Origin of the sequence: Nocardia amikacinitolerans NBRC 108937, from assembly GCF_001612615.1 — a bacterium.
In the GTDB taxonomy this organism is placed as follows: Bacteria; Actinomycetota; Actinomycetes; order Mycobacteriales; family Mycobacteriaceae; genus Nocardia; species Nocardia amikacinitolerans.
Map to the genome: position 1 here is coordinate 1 of NZ_BDAU01000004.1, position 16536 is coordinate 16536.

The following is a 16536-nucleotide window of genomic DNA, read 5'->3' on the forward strand; positions in this document are numbered from 1 at the left end:
TGAGTCTCGGCTAACACATGCCGAATCGAAAGGCAACCACAATGACCGAACCGTTGGTATCGAAGGAACGAATCGCACAGGCGCTCGCGCTGGTCCAGGATCCCGAGATCCACCGTCCCATCACCGAATTGAACATGATCGACGCCATCGACGTGCGCCCCGGCAACCGGATCGCCGTCCGGGTGCTGCTCACCGTGGCCGCCTGCCCGATGCGGACCACGATCGACCGCGACGTCCGAGCGGCCGTGCTCGACGTTCCTGGCGTCGCGGAGGTGAGCGTCGAGTTCGGCGTGATGTCCGACGAGCAGCGATCCGGGCTGCGCTCCCAGTTGCGCGGCGACACGCCTGACGATGTCGTTCCGTTCGCCCAGCCCCACTCTCGGACCCGTGTCTACTGCGTGGCGTCGGGCAAGGGCGGCGTCGGAAAGTCCACGGTCACGGTCAATCTCGCCGCGGCCATGGCTGCGCGCGGGCTCGCGGTCGGTGTGCTGGACGCCGACATCCATGGCCATTCGATTCCCGGGATGCTCGGCGTCACCGGCGTTCCGACTCAGGTCGATCGGATGATCATGCCGCCGACGGCCCGCGGCGTCCGGGTCATCTCGATCGGCATGTTCCTCGATGCCGACAAGCCGGTGGTGTGGCGCGGGCCGATGCTGCACCGCGCGCTGCGGCAGTTCCTCGCGCAGGTGTTCTGGGGGGATCTGGACGTGCTGCTCGTCGACCTGCCGCCCGGCACCGGTGACATCGCGATCTCGCTGGCGCAACTACTGCCCGATGCCGAACTGTTGATCGTGACCACGCCGCAGCCGACGGCGGCGGGCATCGCCGCGCGAGCCGGTGCCGTCGCGGCGGAGACGGGGCAGCGGGTGGTCGGTGTCGTGGAGAACATGTCCTGGTACGAAGATCCCGCGGGTGGCCGTCAGGCACTGTTCGGTGCGGGCGGTGGCCGCGCGGTCAGCGATCGGTTGACAGCCCTGCTCGGCTCCGAGTGTCCGCTGCTGGGGCGAATTCCGTTCCATCCCGCGGTGGGCGCGGCGGGGGATCGGGGTGCGCCGATTGTTGTCGCGGAGCCCAGCTCGGCGGCCGCTGACGTGCTCAACGAGGTGGCGCGGCAGCTTGCCGTGGGCCCGCGCGGCTTGGCGGGTCGTCCCCTGGCGATCGGCGTGCGATGACGACCCCGCGATCCGAAGCGTTGCGGAGGCGGCGCACCTGAGTTAGGTTGTCCTTAGTTCTAGTTGAACATCGATTTCACTAATGCGGCCGAGGTGCGCGGGTGACTCCGGCCGACCGAGTGGGAGGACGAACCCATGGGCGCCGACGTCGAACTCGACGGGATCCCGCTGACCATGCTCTGGACCCTGCACAATCGAGCCAGCGAGTCCAAACGGCCCGACGCGATCCTGCGCGACCCCGACTGCGAGCGGATCTACGACGCGATCGCCTTCGACTACGAGCGAGCCTTCGGCAAGCCGGACGGCACGCACGCGGTGCGGTCGAAGATGTTCGACGCGGTGCTGCGGCCCTGGCTCGCGGCCCACCCGGGCGGGACGGTGGTGGAACTCGCGGCCGGACTGGAGACGCAATTCCAGCGCTGCGACGACGGACGGGTGCGGTGGCTGTGCGTGGACGTGCCGGATGCGATCGCGGTGCGCGAACGCTTCCTGCCGCCGAGCGAGCGGTGCAGGCATCTGCCCGTGAGCGCGCTGGACACCGCCTGGCTGGACCAGGTGGACCCGTCGCACGGCGTATTCGTCACGGCGCAAGGGCTTTTCATGTACTTCGAGCCGGAGCAGGTGCGGCGGCTGTGCTCCGCGATCCTGGACCGATTCCCCGGCGTGGAGTTGATGTTCGACACCATCCCGCCCTGGTTCTCCCGCAAGACTCTGCGCGGCTTCCACAAGACCCCGCACTACGAGGCGCCGCCGATGCCGTGGGGCGTCCGGCGCAGCGACATCGCGGATCTGGTGCGCTCGTGGAGTCCGAAGGTCACCGAGGTGACGGTCTCGTCGTACAGCCCGTCGCACGGTCCGCTCCCCGCCACGCTGCCCCTGTTCGAGCGGCTGCCGGTCCTACGCGACATCCCGCCCGCGATCGCGCACGTGCGCACCGCCTGAATCGTGTTCCGAAGCGTGTCCGAGGGGTTTACGCTGGGAAACCATGACCGCCTTCACCGGCAAGGTCGTACTCGTCACCGGCGGCGCCCGCGGCATCGGTGCGGAGGTCGCGCGGCGACTGCACGCGCGCGGCGCGCGCCTGATCCTCGTCGATGTCGATCCGCCACCGCTGCGGGAACTCGCGGCGGAATTGGGCGGCGACGAACATGTCTTAACGGTCCCCGCCGACGTCCGCGACCTCGCCGCGCTGGAGGCCGCGGTCGCGAAAGGAATCGAGCGGTTCGGCGGCATCGACATCCTGGTCGCCAACGCGGGCATCGCCAGCTACGGATCGGTCCTTGCCGTAGACCCCGCCGCTTTCCGGCGGGTGATCGAGGTCAACCTCGTCGGCTGCTTCCATACGGTCCGCGCCGCCTTGCCCTCGGTCGTCGAGCGGCGCGGGTACGTGCTGATCGTCTCCTCCCTCGCGGCCTACGTGGCGATGCCGGGGATGGCGGCCTACGACGCCGCCAAAGCCGGGGTCGAGCATTTCGCGAACGCGCTGCGGCTCGAGGTCGCGCATCGCGGAGTCGATGTCGGGTGCGCGCACATGTCGTGGATCGATACCCCGCTGGTGCGGGAGAGCTTCGCCGACCTGCCCGCGATGTCGCGCGGGCTCGCCGCGCTGCCCGGCCCGTTCCGCAAGACGACCTCGGTGCAGCAGTGCGCCGCCAGGTTCGAGCGGGGCATCGCGCGGCGCGCCAGGCGAATCAACGTCCCCGTGTGGGTCGGCATGCTCCGCTGGCTGCGGCCGCTGCTGCAACTGCGGCTCGTCGAGCGCTCGAGCGGCAAGACCACCAAGGACTGGCTGCCGGAAATGGACGATGAGGTGGTCGAGCTCGGTCGTTCGCTCAGCGCCCGGACGCAGGCGCTCGGCGAGGACTAGCGCCGCCTCGGGCCACCGCCGGGTCTCGACTCTTATCCGCTGCCGCGCGGGCTTTCTCTGTTCTCCCAGAAGGGAATTCAACCGTTTCACCGCCGAAGTGGCAGGGAATTGGTAGTTTTCGCGGACCCGCGCGGATGCGTTCGGAAGGTCGATGGGGGTTCGCGGAGATGTCCGGTTCGAAACTATCGGGAAGCGTGTCCGTCGGACGCCGTGATCGACTGCCGGGCAAGGGGATTCGCTCAGGCATCGTGGGCGCGGTGCGTGACGAGCTGGTCCGGGACCCGGCCGCGATCCCCGACCTGCCGCGGGTCGCGGCGGCGTTGTTTCTCAGTTCCCGCACGCTCTCCCGTCGGCTCAACGTGGAGGGGACGTCGTTTCGCGCGCTGGTGGACGAGGTCCGCAGGGCGCGGTCCGAACAGCTGCTCGGTCACACGCGCCTGACCACCGAGCAGGTCGCCAGCAGGCTCGGCTACTCCGAATCCGCCTCGTTCATCCGCGCCTTCCGGCGCTGGAACGGATGCCCGCCGCAGCAATTCCGTTCCCGCGGCGGGCATTCCGGCTGATCTCAGATCTTGCGGATGACCGTCACGACCTTGCCGAGGATGCGGGCGTCGTTACCCGGAATCGGCTCGAACAGCGGGTTGTGCGGCATCAGCCAGACGTCCTTGCCGCTGCGCTTGAAGGTCTTCACCGTGGCCTCGCCCTCGATCATCGCGGCCACGATGTCGCCGTTGTCGGCGACGTTCTGCTGGCGAACGACCACCCAGTCGCCGTCGCAGATGGCGGCGTCGACCATCGACTGGCCGACGACCTTCAGCAGGAACAGCGAACCGTCGCCGACCAATTCACGCGGCAGCGGGAACACGTCCTCCACCGCCTGCTCGGCGAGGATCGGCCCACCGGCGGCGATCCGGCCGAGCACCGGGACGAAGGTCGGGGTCGGACGGCTTGGATCGATCGCGGCGGCCTCGGCGTCCTCGATCGCGGCGCCGGGCAGGCTGGTCACCGCGCGCACCGCCTCGTCGAGGCCGCGGACGTCGACCGCGCGGGGGCGGTTGGGGTCGCGACGTAAATAGCCCTTACGTTCCAGGGCCCGAAGTTGGTGGGCGACCGACGAGGTGGAGGTCAGTCCGACCGCGTCGCCGATCTCGCGGATGCTCGGCGGGTAGCCGCGCTCGCTCACCGAGGTCCGGATGACCTCCAGCACCTTGCGCTGACGCACGGTGAGATCTGCCCCGGTCAGCGACGGGTCGCCGCCGACTCCGCTCTCGTCGCCCGTGTCGTCTGTGTGGCTCACCGCAACCGCCCTTCCTGTCGTTGATGTCGCTTTTCGAATTTAGTCCGGTGACGCCCAGGTTTCAAACATCTGTTCGACGCATGTCGGGCGTTTCGTGCTGACTTCGGCGCCGTCGCGTGGTAGAAATCGAACATCAGTTCTTCGAACATGTGATCGAAAGCGACTCCCTTCGAGCCATCCCGCCTGCATCTACACGGAGGTTTGTCCGATGAACACAGCGATCCGCGAAATCCGCGCCGGCGAAACCGCTCCGGCCTCCGAGGCTCCGCACGACAATCTGGGTTTCGACTCCGTACCCAGGGTGCGGCGCGCGCATCGAGGCGGGCTGCGCGCGCTGGACGGGCCGGGTCGCGCGGTGGCGGATCGTCGCCCGCCCGCGACCAGGCCGGGCGGGACCGTGGAGCTGTATCGGCGCGGTCCCGTGCACACGCCCGCCGCCCGGCGCCCGCGCGGCTCGCACCCGGTCCCGACCGTGGAGCAGGCGCAGCTGGGCTTCGCGGTGCTGGCGGTCGCGGCCCTGCTGAGCGCGCTCGTGGTCGTTGCGCTGTTCGGCCTCGCCCATTGGCGGGCGGGCAATTTCGAGGAACCCGCCCACTCGACTTCGATTCCCGCGGAGATCGGGCAGCAGTCGCACTACGGCGACTTCCCGCGCTGATCCGGCGAATCTGCCCGCTGATTCGCTGAGACGCCGAACCGGGACGTCGGCGGCAAGAGGTCGTGGCGGACGCCGTGTGTTGCCTCGGCGGGCCTCATCCCTCGTCGGAGAGTCGGTCCAGCCACTCCTTCAGTAGATGCTGCTCCGCGCTGCTGAGGCTGGTTTGTTCCGGCAGCGCGGCTCTCAAGGCGCGGGCGGCGCCGGCCGGTCCCGCGTCGCGCACCGCGGGCTCCTCGGTGGTCACCGCGGCGACCATGGACTCCCGAAGGGTTGTCAGCAGGGCGGGGTTGCGCCGGTCCGGCGGCAGTGACAGCCAGGTGAGCACCGCGCCGCGCGCCGTTGCGTGGATGATCATGGCCGCGAGTTCCTCGTCGACGCGGAGCCAACCACCGGCGGCGAGGCGCCGGATACGGCCCGGTCGTCGGTCGCGCCATCACCAGGGTCACGGTGTCCGACGGGCGTTTTCGTGAGCACTTGATGGGCGGGGGAGTCCCCGCCGATGCGGCAGCGCAGCTACTGGGCGTCTTCGCCGCCAGTCGCGCGGGGGAATTCGCTGCCGTGGACCCCACGCTGGCCGAACTGATCGGCCGTCGACCGAGTGGCGTGGACGCGGTGCTGCGCGAATCGTCCAGCGTGGCCGAAAATCTCGATCCATAACTAGAACGCGTTGTTACTGTGCTGAAAACGTGACCCAGGCAACACCTGCCGCGAACGATTTCGGGACCACTTGCAATGACGCAGCGACACACAGCGGGCCGCGCGGTCCGGGCTTTCGCCGGGCTCTTCTTCTGTCTTCTGTTGGGACTCGGCGCGATTCCCGCCGCGCACGCCGACCCCGCCTACCACGGCTATCTGGATCTTCCGTCGGTCAACGGCGACGGTGAGTACGGTGGCGGACTGAATCCCGCACTGCCACTGGACGAACCGACGTTGCGCGCGGCGCTGGACCAGGCGCGCGCCGACGGCATCGCGCCGGAACGCTATGCGACACTGCTGCATCAGTACTGGCTTGTGGTGGCGACCGGCAACGCCGCGATCGATCTGGCCGGGTGGGACCCCAGCCGCGGCGTGCGCGCCAACGAGCGCACGTTCAACCAGGTGTACGTCAACTATCTGCGGCTGACCACAGCGCATCCGGAGTTCTACTGGGCGGGTCTCGCCGGGATCGCCGGCGGCTCGTTCGCCTCCGGGTTCTTCGACATGAGCGATGTCGGCGTCGTTCTCGACGTGCCTGGCATCCATCAACTCGGCAACGCGGTCGCCGACCTGCTGCGCGGAACCCCCGAGGAACTGGTCGGCGAACTGCCCGCCGACATCCGGCTGCTCGCCACGGAGGGCACGCGGTTGTCCGCCGAGGACGTCGCCTGGTATCAGACCCGGCTGATGATCATGCAGAAGCACATCTTCACCGATCTCGTTCCGATGCACGAAGCCTTCGTCGCGCTCGGCATGCCGGGGATCGACGAGATGTACGCCGCCGGAATCATCGACGCCGACATCCGCGCCGCCTGGCAGTCGATCACGACGGGCACCCGCGACGGCTACATCGACGCGCTGATCCGCATGACCGACCGGGAGCAGAACCGCGTCATCGCCGACCAGTGGGACGTCACCTCCGCGGGGCGCGACGGCATCGGTCGTGTGCTCACCTACGTCAGCACCATCGCGGGCAAGCCCGCGGTGCCCGGCGTGCGCGCGCCCGGCGTCTTCGCCCCGGCCACCGTGCGCGCCGATCTCGGCGGCAGGCCGGTCGCGCTGCGCACCGCGCTGCCCGCCTTCAACTGGGCCGACCGGGAGGACCGCTGGACCTACATCATGGGCGACCTGGTGCCGCGCCACATCGACATGGAGTCCGACGCCGTGCTCGCCGCGGCCGTGCTCGGCGAGTCGTTCTGGCACAAACTCGCCCGAGGGCGGCTCGTGCCGCGCCTGCCGGAACTGCTCGCCGACCTGACCGCCCGGTGGCAACTCGTCGAGTGATGCGGCCCGCCGGGCGAAACTCCCGGTACCGGCACGGGTATCCTCGAAGAGCTATGGAGGTATACCGCGTGTCAATAGGGGTATACCTTGTGCCGGGTACATCGACGAAGGATCTCTCGGATGCATTGCCCGTACTGCCGACACCCTGACTCGCGGGTGGTCGACTCGCGCGAGGCCGAGGAAGGCGCGGCCATCCGCCGTCGACGTTCCTGCCCGAATTGTGGGCGGCGTTTCACCACGGTCGAGACCGCCATCCTGTCCGTGGTCAAGCGCAGTGGCGTCACCGAACCGTTCAGCCGGGAGAAAGTCATCCGCGGCGTGCGGCGCGCCTGCCAAGGTCGCGAGGTCGACGACGATGCCCTGAACCTGCTGGCTCAGCAGGTCGAGGACGCCGTGCGCGCGACGGGTTCGCCCGAGGTGCCCAGCCACGAGGTCGGCTTGGCGATCCTCGGCCCGCTGCGCGATCTCGACGAGGTCGCGTATCTGCGCTTCGCCTCGGTCTACCGGTCCTTCACCTCGGCGGAGGACTTCGAACGTGAGATACGGGAGATGCGCGAGGCGCGCGCCGCGGCGGGCGTCGCCGCCGACTGATCCGCTCCGACTCCGAGCCCGCCGGATAACGTGATCCGGCGGGCTCGCTGTCGCTCGGAGAAGGCTGCGATCGTCCGCACTGCCCGCTAACGACGAATCGCGGCGATCGCCTTCTCGATCCGCTTGGCCGACACCGGATACGGCGTGCCGAGCTTCTGGGCGAACAGGCTGACCCGGAATTCCTCGATCATCCACCAGATCTCGGTGACATCGGGCGCCTGCTTGCGTCCCTCCGGCAGCGCGGCGAGCAAGCGGTCGTACGCGGCGAGGACGCGGTCGAGTTCGGCCATGCCCTGCCGGTCGCGCACGGCGGAACCGGGCAGCGATTCCAGACGGACCAGCGCGGCGCGCAGGTAGCGGGGGAGGTCCCGCAGGCGCGCGCTGCCCCATTCGGAGACGAAGCCGGGGAAGACCAGATCGTCGAGCTGGTGGCGGACGTCGTCGGCGATATCACGCTCGGCGGTGCCGCCCAGCGCCGAGGACACCCGGTGCGCCTCGGCCAGCACCGGCACCACCGCGCGGACGATGCGGGCGACCTCGGTGGCGAGCTTGGGACGGATCGCGGCGACGAGGGCCTCGAATCGGTCCGGGCTGTGTACCGGGCCGCCCGCGCCCGCGATCAGTTCGTCGGCGGCCGCGGCACGGCAGTCCTCGACAAGCGCCTCCAACGACCCGTACGGATTCTGGCTCAGCGCAAGACGATCTGTGGGGCGCAGCCCGGCGGTGACGGTGCGCACCGAGGTCGGGATCGCGTGCAGCACCAAGGCGCGGGTGCCCGCGCGCATGGCGGCGGCCTGTTCGGCGGGGGAGCTGAGGACCCGCACGGCGACGCCCTCGCCCTCGGGGACCAGCGCGGGATATCCGGTCACGGTCTGCCCGGCGACCTCGCGCCGCACCGTCGGCTCGACGGTGCCGAGGGACTCCGAGGTCCACACGGTGGCCGCGGCTCGTTCGGCGCCCGCGGTCGCGCGCGCCACGGAGGCCGAGACCTGTTCGGCGAGTTGGGTCTTCAGCGCGGTCAGGCTCTTGCCCTTGGCCAGTACCCGGCCCCGGGTGTCGACCGCGGCGAAGGTCATGCGCAGGTGGTCGGGCAGCGCGGCGGGATCGAGGTCGTTCGGCGTGATCGTCACCGATCCGAGCCGGGACAGCTCCCTGGCCAGGCCGGTGCGCAGCGGTTCGGCGCGCGGGGTGAGCGCGGCGAGCGCGGCGGCGGCGAAGTCCGGTGCCGGAACCACGCTGCGCCGCAACGACTTCGGCAGTGTCTTGATCAGCGCCGCGGCCAATTCCTCGCGCATGCCCGGCACCAGCCAGTCGAAGCCGACGGCGCGCACGTGCGCCAGCTGCTCGACCGGGATGCGCACGGTGACGCCGTCGTCCTCCTGGCCCGGCTCGAACTGGTAGGTCAGCGGGAAGCTCAGCTCGCCCTGGCGCCACGCGTCCGGGAAGTCCGTCGGATCCAGCGCCGCCGCGTTCTCGTTGACCACCGTCGACTTCGAGAAGTCCAGCAGCGCGGGGTCTTTCCGCTTCGCGGTGCGCCACCAGCTGTCGAAATGCCGCGCCGAGACCACGTCCGCGGGGACGCGCTTGTCGTAGAACTCGAACAGCACCTCGTCGTCGACCAGGATGTCGCGGCGGCGGGCACGGTGCTCGAGATCGGCCACGTCGTCGAGCAGCTCCCGGTTGCGATGAAAGAACTCGTGCTTGGTCTGCCACTCGCCCTGCACCAGCGCGTGCCGCAGGAACAGCTCGCGGGATACCTCGGGGTCGATGCGGCCGTAGTCCACCGGTCGGCTCGTCACCAGCGGCACCCCGTACAGCGTGACCCGCTCGTAGGCGCGCGCGGAGCCGCGCTTGGACGACCAGTGCGGCTCGGAGTACGTGCGCTTCACCAGGTCGCCAGCCAGCCGCTCGGCCCATTCGGGTTCCACCCTTGCCGCCATGCGGCCGAACAGCCGCGACGTCTCGACCAGCTCGGCGGCCATCACCCAGCGCGGTGGCTTCTTCGCAAGCGACGAGCCGGGGAAGATCATGAACTTGGCGCCGCGCGCACCGAGGAACTCCCGGCTCTCCGCCTCGCGCACGCCGATATGGGAGAGCATGCCCGCCAGCAGCGATTGGTGGATCGCAGTGGAATCCCAAGGGAGGCCGTGGTTTTCGAGTGGGACCTCCGAGGTCTTCGGCGTGCCACGGCCTCCGCGCCGCTTGCGATTCGTTCCGGCGGACTCGTCCGTCGTGCGGTCCGTCGGCACGGATTCCGTTGTGGGGACGGTTTTCGAGCCGCGTCCGTCGGTGGACCAACCCAGACCCTTGGTGATGGTGCGTAGCTGCCCGTGTAGGTCCTGCCACTCCCTGATTCGCAGGTAGTGCAGGAACTCCTCGCGGCACATCCGCCGGAACTGATTGGACGACAGCGACTTGCGCTGCTCGGTGAGATAGTCCCAGAGCCGCAGATAGGCGAGGAAGTCGGAGCCTTCGACGACGAAGCGCGCGTGCTTGGTGTCGGCGGCCTGCTGGAACTCGGCGGGCCGCTCGCGGACGTCCTGGATCGACAGCGCGGCGACGATGATCAACACCTCGGCCAAGCATCCGTTGCCGTTGGCCTGCACCAGCATTCGCGCCATGCGCGGATCGACCGGCAGCTGCGCCATCTCGCGACCGACCGGCGTGAGCGCCAACGCGGCATCGGGGCCCGCCGCGCCGCGGGCCAGCGCGCCCAGTTCCTCCAGCAGCGCGATGCCGTCGCGGATCGCGCGCTTGTCCGGCGCCTCCACGAACGGGAAGTTCTCGATGTCGCCGAGCCCGAGCGCGGTCATCTGGAGGATGACGGCGGCCAGGTTGGTGCGCAGGATCTCCGGTTCGGTGAACGCGGGCCGGGATTCGAAGTCGTCCTCGGAGTACAGCCGGATGGCGATGCCGTCCGCGACGCGGCCGCAGCGCCCGGACCGCTGGCGGGCCGAGGCCTGCGAGACCTCTTCGATCGGCAGCCGCTGCACCTTGGTGCGCATCGAGTAGCGGGAGATGCGCGCGGTGCCTGGGTCGACCACGTAGCGGATGCCGGGCACGGTCAGCGAGGTCTCCGCGACATTGGTGGCCAGCACCACGCGGCGGCCGGTGTGCGGCGCGAAGACGCGGTGCTGCTCGGCGGTGGAGAGTCGCGCGTACAGCGGCAGGATCTCGGTGCGCGGCAGCTTCAGATCGCGCAGCGCGTCGGCGGTGTCGCGGATCTCGCGTTCGCCGGAGAGGAAGACCAGCACGTCGCCGTCGCCCTCGGCGAACAGCTCGCGCACCGCGTCGCCGATCGCGTCGACGGGGTCGCGGTCCACCACGCGGGTGTCCTCGTCGTCCTCGTCGGCGGCGGGGAGTTCCAGGCTCAGCGGCCGGTACCGGATCTCGACCGGGTAGGACCGGCCCGACACCTCGACAATCGGTGCGGGCGCGCCCTTCTCGTCGGCGAAATGCTTGGCGAACAGCTCAGGATCGATGGTCGCCGAGGTGATGATCACCTTCAGGTCGGGGCGGCGCGGCAGCAGCTGCTTCAGGTAGCCGAGCAGGAAATCGATGTTGAGGCTGCGCTCGTGCGCCTCGTCGATGATGATCGTGTCGTAGCGGCGCAGCAGGCGGTCGCGCTGGATCTCGGCGAGCAGGATGCCGTCGGTCATCAGCTTGACCAGGGTGCGCTCGGAGGCCTGATCGGTGAACCGCACCGTGTAGCCGATGACGTCGCCGAGCTCGGTGTCCAGCTCCTCGGCGATGCGTTCGGCGACGGTGCGCGCGGCCAGCCTGCGCGGCTGGGTGTGCCCGATCGCGCCGCGGATGCCGCGGCCCAGCTCCAGGCAGATCTTCGGGATCTGCGTCGTCTTGCCGGAGCCGGTCTCGCCCGCGACGATCACCACCTGGTTGGCCGCGATGGCCTCGGCGATGTCGGCGCGACGGGCGGTCACGGGCAGCTGCTCGGGGTAGCGAATCCGTGGCACCGCGGCCCGGCGTGCCTCGACGCGCAGTTCGGCGGCGGTGATGTCGGCGGCGATCTCCTCGAGGTCGGTGCCGCGCGCCCGGTCCAGCCGACGCCGCAGCCGGTACTCGTCGCGGAGGGAGAGATTCGCCAGGCGGGTGCGGAGCTCGCGGGTTCCGGTATCAGCTGTCCTGGTCATTGCGTCGTCCAGCGTACCGGGCGGGGCGTCACCGCCCGCCGCTGCCGGGCCACCGCGGACGTCCTCGCCGATAGCCGAACGTATGCCGGCGGCGCTGGTTCGGCCGGTCGAGCGCTACCCGATGTGCGAAGATCGGCCAATGGACGCGGGCTCGGGCACCTGGTGGGTAGTCAGAGGACTTCGCGTTGCCTTCGGTGTACTCGGCATCGTGGCGCTGGCCTGGATCCCGCTGCGCGATCTGGATACGGATACCTTCTCGCCCGCGAACTACTTCAGCTACTTCACCATCCAGTCGAACATTCTCGGCGTGATCGTGCTGCTGATCGGCGGCCTGCGGGACCCGATGTCGCGCCGTTGGCAGGTGCTCCGCGGCGCCGCGACGCTCTACCTGCTGATCACGGGCGTGGTCTACGCCGTGCTGCTGGCGAATATCGATGTCATGCTCACCGACCAGTGGATCAACGACATCCTGCACCGCATCCTGCCGATCGTGCTGGTCCTGGATTGGATTCTGGTGCCGGTGAGCCTGGGCATCACCGGCAGGCTCATCGGAGGGTGGTTGATCTACCCCGCGGCGTACGGCGTCTACAGCCTCACACGGGGGCACGTCCTGGACTGGTATCCGTATCCGTTCCTGGATCCCCGCGGCCAGGGGTATGTCTCCCTGATCATCGGAATGATCATCTTGACCGGGGTGTTCGCGCTGCTGGCGGTCGCCGTCGCCGCCCTCGGCGGGCTCGCCCTGCGCCGGCGCGAACCAGGCGAGGTGGTGACATGAGCGAACGTAGTGAGCGAATCATGCGCCAGCGCGCTTCGCGCATGCCGGAGCCGAGCGCCAGCGAGGCGAAGGCATGAGCGCGTTGTGGCATGGATTCGCCGATATGGGCGCCGTCGAGCGGGACGGCGCGTTCGTGATCGCGCGCGGCGAGGGCGCCTACGTCTACGACCAGTCGGGCGCCAGGTATCTCGACGCCACCGCCGGACTGTGGTTCGCCAACGTCGGGCACGGTCGCGCCGAGATCGCCGACGCGGTCGCCGCCCAGCTGCGCGAGATCGCGCACTACTCGAACTTCGGCGACTTGGCCGAACCGCCCACCAGGGAACTGGCCGAGCGGCTCGCGGCGATCGCGCCGGTGCCCGGCAGCAAGATCTTCTTCACCTCCGGCGGATCGGACGCGATCGACACCGCCGCCAAACTGGCAAGGCGCTACTGGCACCAGGTGGGCAGGCCGGAGAAGACGATCGTGGTGGGCAGGGAGCGCGCGTATCACGGAATGCACGTCGCCGGAACGGCTTTGGCGGGGTTGCCGCTCAACCGCGAGGGGTACGGCGAACTCATGCCCGATGCGCGCACCGTCGCGTGGGACGACGCCAAGGCGCTGCTCGCGCTGATCGAGGAGGTCGGCGCCGAACACATCGCCGCCTTCTTCTGCGAGCCGATCATCGGCGCGGGCGGGGTGTACCTGCCGCCGGAGGGCTACCTGGGCGAGGTGCGCCAGATCTGCGATGAGTACGAGATCCTGTTCGTCGCCGACGAGGTCGTCACCGGATTCGGGCGCATCGGCGGCAGCTGGTTCGCCTCGAGCCGCTTCGACCTGCGGCCCGACATCATGACCACCGCCAAGGGGCTCACCAGCGGCTACCTGCCGATGGGCGCGGTGTTCGTCGCGCCGGAACTGGCCGAGCCGTTCTTCGGCGGCGGCGTGTGGTGGCGGCACGGATACACCTACGGCGGGCACGCCGCCTCGGCCGTCGCGGCGCTGGTCAACCTCGACATCCTCGAACGCGAGAACCTGCTCGCCGAGGCCGCGCGGCTGGAACGGACCTTGCACGAGAAGCTCGCGCCGCTGGCCGAGCATCCGCGCGTGGCGGAGGTGCGCAGCGGGCTCGGCGCGGTGGCCGCGGTGCAGCTGGCGGACCCCTCCGAAGCGCCTGCCTTCGTCAAAGAGCTACGCGTCCAGGGTGTTTCGAGCCGAGCAGCCGGTCAGGGTGCGATGCAGGTCTCGCCACCCTTCGTGATGACCGACGCCCAAGTCGACGAGCTGGCCGCCGCGTTCACCCGCGCGCTCGGCTGACGGCTCACAGCGCCAGCGTCATGAACACGCTGTGCGGGTCCTCGGTGTAGTCGGCGAAGGGCGGACAAACCACGAACCCGTGGCGCGCGTAAAGGCGCGATCGGGCTCTCGACGGAACTGTGTGAGACACCTTACTGTGAGGGCACTCGCCCTCGTCTGCTTCAGCTCAGGTGGACCTATGAATCGTGTCAACACTCTCGGCTCTGTCGCGGCCGCCGCGGCTCGCCGCGTCGCCGACGAGACCTACTACGCGAGCCTCGCGGTGCGCGCGGGTCTGGCCACTCCGCAACGGCCGGATCGGCTGGCTCGCATGGGTTTCGCGGTACTGCGCTCGGGGATGCTCGGCGGACTCGTGACGGTGGCCGCGCTGCGGTACCGGCACCGCGCGGCGATCATCGACGAACTGGGCGCGGTGAGCTTTCGCGAGCTCGACGAACGCAGCACCGCGCTGGCCAACGCCTGGCGGGCGCGCGGTCTGCGCGACGGCGAAGGCGTCGCAGTGCTCGCGCGCAACCATCGCGGCTTCCACTACGCGGTGTTCGCCGCGGCCAAATGCGGCGCCAAGATCATCCTGCTGAACACCGACTTCGCCGGGCCACAGCTGCGCGAGGTCCTGGCGCGCGAAGGCGCCGATCTGGTGGTCTACGACGACGAATTCGCGGGCGTCCTCGGCGATCTGCGCACCCCGCGCGGCCGCTACCGCGCCTGGACCGACGCGCCCGCGGTCGACACGCTGGAGAACCTGATCGCGGGCGGCTCGCGAAAACCGCCGCGCCGACCGAGCACCGCGGCCAAGATCATCCTGCTGACCAGCGGCACCACCGGGACCCCGAAGGGCGCGCCGCGCCGGGAGCCGACATCGCTGGCGCCGCTCGGCGCGATCCTCGGCCGGGTTCCGTTCCGCGCCGAGGAGATCACCGAATGTCCGGCGCCGCTGTTCCACACCCTCGGCTTCGCGCACGCCATCATGGCCGTCGGTTTCGGTTCGACCCTGGTGATTCGGCGTCGCTTCGATCCGAGGGCGGTGCTCGACAGCCTCGACCGGCACGGCGCCACCGCGTTGATCGCCGTGCCCGTGATGCTGCAACGGTTGGTCGATCTCGGGCCGGAAGTGCGTGCGGGACAAGACTTCTCGCGGCTGCGGATCATCTTCGTCGCGGGCTCGCAGCTGGGCGCCGAGCTGTGCGTGCGCGTCACCGAGGCGTTCGGTCCCGTCGTCTACAACGTCTACGGTTCCACGGAAGTGGCGTACGCGACCATCGCCACCCCCGCCGATCTGGCGGTCGAGCCCGGCTGCGTCGGCACCCCGGTGCCGAGCACCACCGTCAAGATCTTCGACGAGAACGACGCCGAGCTGCCGCCCGGCCGCACCGGACGCATCTTCGTCGGCAACAACTACCAGTTCGAGGGCTACACCGGCGGCGGAGACAAGGACCGCATCGGCTCGCTGATGTCCACCGGCGACGTCGGTCATTTCGACAGCGCGGGAAGGCTTTTCATCGACGGCAGGGACGACGACATGATCGTCTCCGGCGGCGAGAACGTCTTTCCGGGCGAGGTCGAGGAACTGCTCGCCGCCCACCCCGCGGTCGAGGAAGTGAGCGCCTTCGGCGTCGACGACGACCGCTACGGCCAGCGCCTGCGCGCGGTGATCGTGGTCCGCGCGGGCCACACCCTCACCGAAGACGAAGTGCGCGACCACGTGAAGACCCATCTGGCCCGCTTCAAAGTCCCCCGAGACGTCCTCTTCATCGACCGACTCCCCAGAAATCCCACCGGCAAAGTCCTCAAACGCGTGCTGCGCGAGCTGGGTTAGGCGTTTCTCCGCGTTCGCACCGGTGCGCAGGCTCGCGACGGACCGCCTCCGGCTGCGCCCATCAGACCCTGCCGACCATGCGGCGGAGGGTTCGGCGGAGCCGGATGCGGTCGGGGACGGCGCTACGCAGCCAGCCGTCGGACGGCACCACGACGAGTCCGCTCCTGCGGTGTTCGACGCAGTCGACGATCGCGTCGGCGACCAGTTCGGGGGCCGGTGCGTAGCCGGGGGCGATGGTGCTGACCAGCACGCCTTGTTCGGCGAGACCTCGATGCAGCGCGGTGCCGAGCCCGACGACGGCGTGTTTGGTCGCGCTGTAGACGGCCGCGCCGAGCGCCGCGGTGACACCGACCGCCGAACCGATGTTGACGATGTGGCCGTGCCCCTGCTCAACGAAACGCCGTCCGGCCAAACGGGATCCGGTGATCACCGCGCGCAGGTTGACGTCGATCTGGTGATCCGATTCGATCTCGGACTCGCTGAGGAACGATCCGCTCGGCGCGGTGTCGGCGGCGTTCACCACCACGTCCAGCCCGCCGAGCTTGCGTTCGGCGCGGGCGAGGAACTCGGCGAACCGCGCGCTGTCGGCGGTGTCGAGCGTGAGGCCGACGGCGGTGCCGCCGTGCATCCGAGCGAACTGCTCGGCCACCGCGCGGGCCCGCCCCGTGTCGCAGTCCCCGAGCGCCACATCCGCGCCCGCCGCGAGAAACGCCAGTGCGATCTCGCGGCCGACGCCGTGCGCGCCTCCGGTGATCGCCACCCGTTTGCCCACAAGTGTCTTCTTCGACATGTGATTTCGCCCGCTTTCGCCTCGGGCCTCGACGGTAGGGTGCGGCGCGGTGTCGATGCCATGCGATGTCGGGTCAGGACATTTCGGATATCGGCCAGTTGTGCCGTCGACCGCGAGGCGTTTGCCGCGGCGCGCGGGC

At 69.6% G+C, this 16536-nt stretch carries 15 protein-coding genes; 11 read left to right on the top strand and 4 right to left on the bottom strand.

Features of this window, described 5'->3' with window-relative positions; translation table 11 throughout:
- The first annotated feature begins 41 nt into the window (after positions 1 to 41).
- From NAM01S_RS03990 to NAM01S_RS04005, 4 genes are all read left to right on the top strand, one after another.
- The gene (locus NAM01S_RS03990) at positions 42 to 1175 is read left to right on the top strand and encodes an Mrp/NBP35 family ATP-binding protein (RefSeq protein WP_067779453.1); all 1134 of its coding nucleotides are present in this window, start codon (positions 42 to 44) and stop codon (positions 1173 to 1175) included.
- Positions 1176 to 1310: 135 nt separating this feature from the next.
- A complete protein-coding gene (locus tag NAM01S_RS03995) occupies positions 1311 to 2117 on the top strand; it encodes a class I SAM-dependent methyltransferase (protein ID WP_067779456.1) in 807 nt (268 codons plus the stop codon).
- Positions 2118 to 2160: 43 nt separating this feature from the next.
- Positions 2161 to 3042, top strand: coding sequence for an SDR family oxidoreductase (locus NAM01S_RS04000; RefSeq protein ID WP_067779458.1), 882 nt, complete (start codon positions 2161 to 2163; stop codon positions 3040 to 3042).
- A 194-nt stretch (positions 3043 to 3236) separates the two neighbouring features.
- Complete coding sequence (locus tag NAM01S_RS04005; RefSeq protein ID WP_067779461.1) at positions 3237 to 3605, top strand: helix-turn-helix domain-containing protein; 369 nt, start codon at positions 3237 to 3239, stop codon at positions 3603 to 3605.
- 2 nt (positions 3606 to 3607) lie between these two features.
- On the opposite strand, the gene lexA is transcribed toward NAM01S_RS04005, so the two are convergent.
- The gene (lexA, locus tag NAM01S_RS04010; protein WP_097248151.1) at positions 3608 to 4285 is read right to left on the bottom strand and encodes a transcriptional repressor LexA; all 678 of its coding nucleotides are present in this window, start codon (positions 4283 to 4285) and stop codon (positions 3608 to 3610) included.
- A 262-nt stretch (positions 4286 to 4547) separates the two neighbouring features.
- On the opposite strand from lexA, the gene NAM01S_RS04015 reads away from it, so the two are divergent.
- On the top strand, positions 4548 to 4994 hold the full coding sequence (locus tag NAM01S_RS04015) for a hypothetical protein (protein WP_067779467.1): 447 nt from the start codon (positions 4548 to 4550) through the stop codon (positions 4992 to 4994).
- 94 nt (positions 4995 to 5088) lie between these two features.
- On the opposite strand, the gene NAM01S_RS04020 is transcribed toward NAM01S_RS04015, so the two are convergent.
- Complete coding sequence (locus NAM01S_RS04020) at positions 5089 to 5349, bottom strand: hypothetical protein (RefSeq protein WP_218018333.1); 261 nt, start codon at positions 5347 to 5349, stop codon at positions 5089 to 5091.
- Positions 5350 to 5471: 122 nt separating this feature from the next.
- Here NAM01S_RS04020 and NAM01S_RS04025 point away from each other — a divergent pair, with 122 nt between their 5' ends.
- The 3 genes from NAM01S_RS04025 to nrdR all read left to right on the top strand — a co-directional run bounded on the left by NAM01S_RS04025 (position 5472) and on the right by nrdR (position 7565).
- Positions 5472 to 5651, top strand: a complete 180-nt coding sequence (locus NAM01S_RS04025) for a hypothetical protein (RefSeq protein ID WP_067779469.1) — start codon at positions 5472 to 5474, stop codon at positions 5649 to 5651.
- Positions 5652 to 5726: 75 nt separating this feature from the next.
- Positions 5727 to 6974: a hypothetical protein gene (locus NAM01S_RS04030; RefSeq protein ID WP_084482407.1), complete on the top strand. Its 1248-nt coding sequence runs from the start codon at positions 5727 to 5729 to the stop codon at positions 6972 to 6974.
- A 120-nt stretch (positions 6975 to 7094) separates the two neighbouring features.
- Positions 7095 to 7565 carry a transcriptional regulator NrdR gene (gene nrdR, locus NAM01S_RS04035; protein ID WP_067779472.1) on the top strand — a complete coding sequence of 157 codons (471 nt, stop codon included), beginning with the start codon at positions 7095 to 7097 and terminating at the stop codon, positions 7563 to 7565.
- An 86-nt stretch (positions 7566 to 7651) separates the two neighbouring features.
- Here the strand turns inward: nrdR and hrpA are convergent, their stop codons facing one another.
- Complete coding sequence (gene hrpA, locus NAM01S_RS04040; protein ID WP_067779475.1) at positions 7652 to 11716, bottom strand: ATP-dependent RNA helicase HrpA; 4065 nt, start codon at positions 11714 to 11716, stop codon at positions 7652 to 7654.
- Between the two features lie 139 nt (positions 11717 to 11855).
- Here hrpA and NAM01S_RS04045 point away from each other — a divergent pair, with 139 nt between their 5' ends.
- The 3 genes from NAM01S_RS04045 to NAM01S_RS04055 all read left to right on the top strand — a co-directional run bounded on the left by NAM01S_RS04045 (position 11856) and on the right by NAM01S_RS04055 (position 15607).
- Positions 11856 to 12494 (top strand): Pr6Pr family membrane protein, encoded by a 639-nt coding sequence (locus NAM01S_RS04045; RefSeq protein ID WP_067780040.1) that lies wholly within the window; start codon positions 11856 to 11858, stop codon positions 12492 to 12494.
- A 73-nt stretch (positions 12495 to 12567) separates the two neighbouring features.
- A complete protein-coding gene (locus tag NAM01S_RS04050; RefSeq protein ID WP_067779482.1) occupies positions 12568 to 13791 on the top strand; it encodes an aminotransferase family protein in 1224 nt (407 codons plus the stop codon).
- Between the two features lie 178 nt (positions 13792 to 13969).
- Positions 13970 to 15607 carry an acyl-CoA synthetase gene (locus NAM01S_RS04055; protein WP_067779485.1) on the top strand — a complete coding sequence of 546 codons (1638 nt, stop codon included), beginning with the start codon at positions 13970 to 13972 and terminating at the stop codon, positions 15605 to 15607.
- Positions 15608 to 15668: 61 nt separating this feature from the next.
- On the opposite strand, the gene NAM01S_RS04060 is transcribed toward NAM01S_RS04055, so the two are convergent.
- Positions 15669 to 16397: an SDR family NAD(P)-dependent oxidoreductase gene (locus NAM01S_RS04060; protein WP_067779488.1), complete on the bottom strand. Its 729-nt coding sequence runs from the start codon at positions 16395 to 16397 to the stop codon at positions 15669 to 15671.
- Positions 16398 to 16536: the final 139 nt, after the last annotated feature.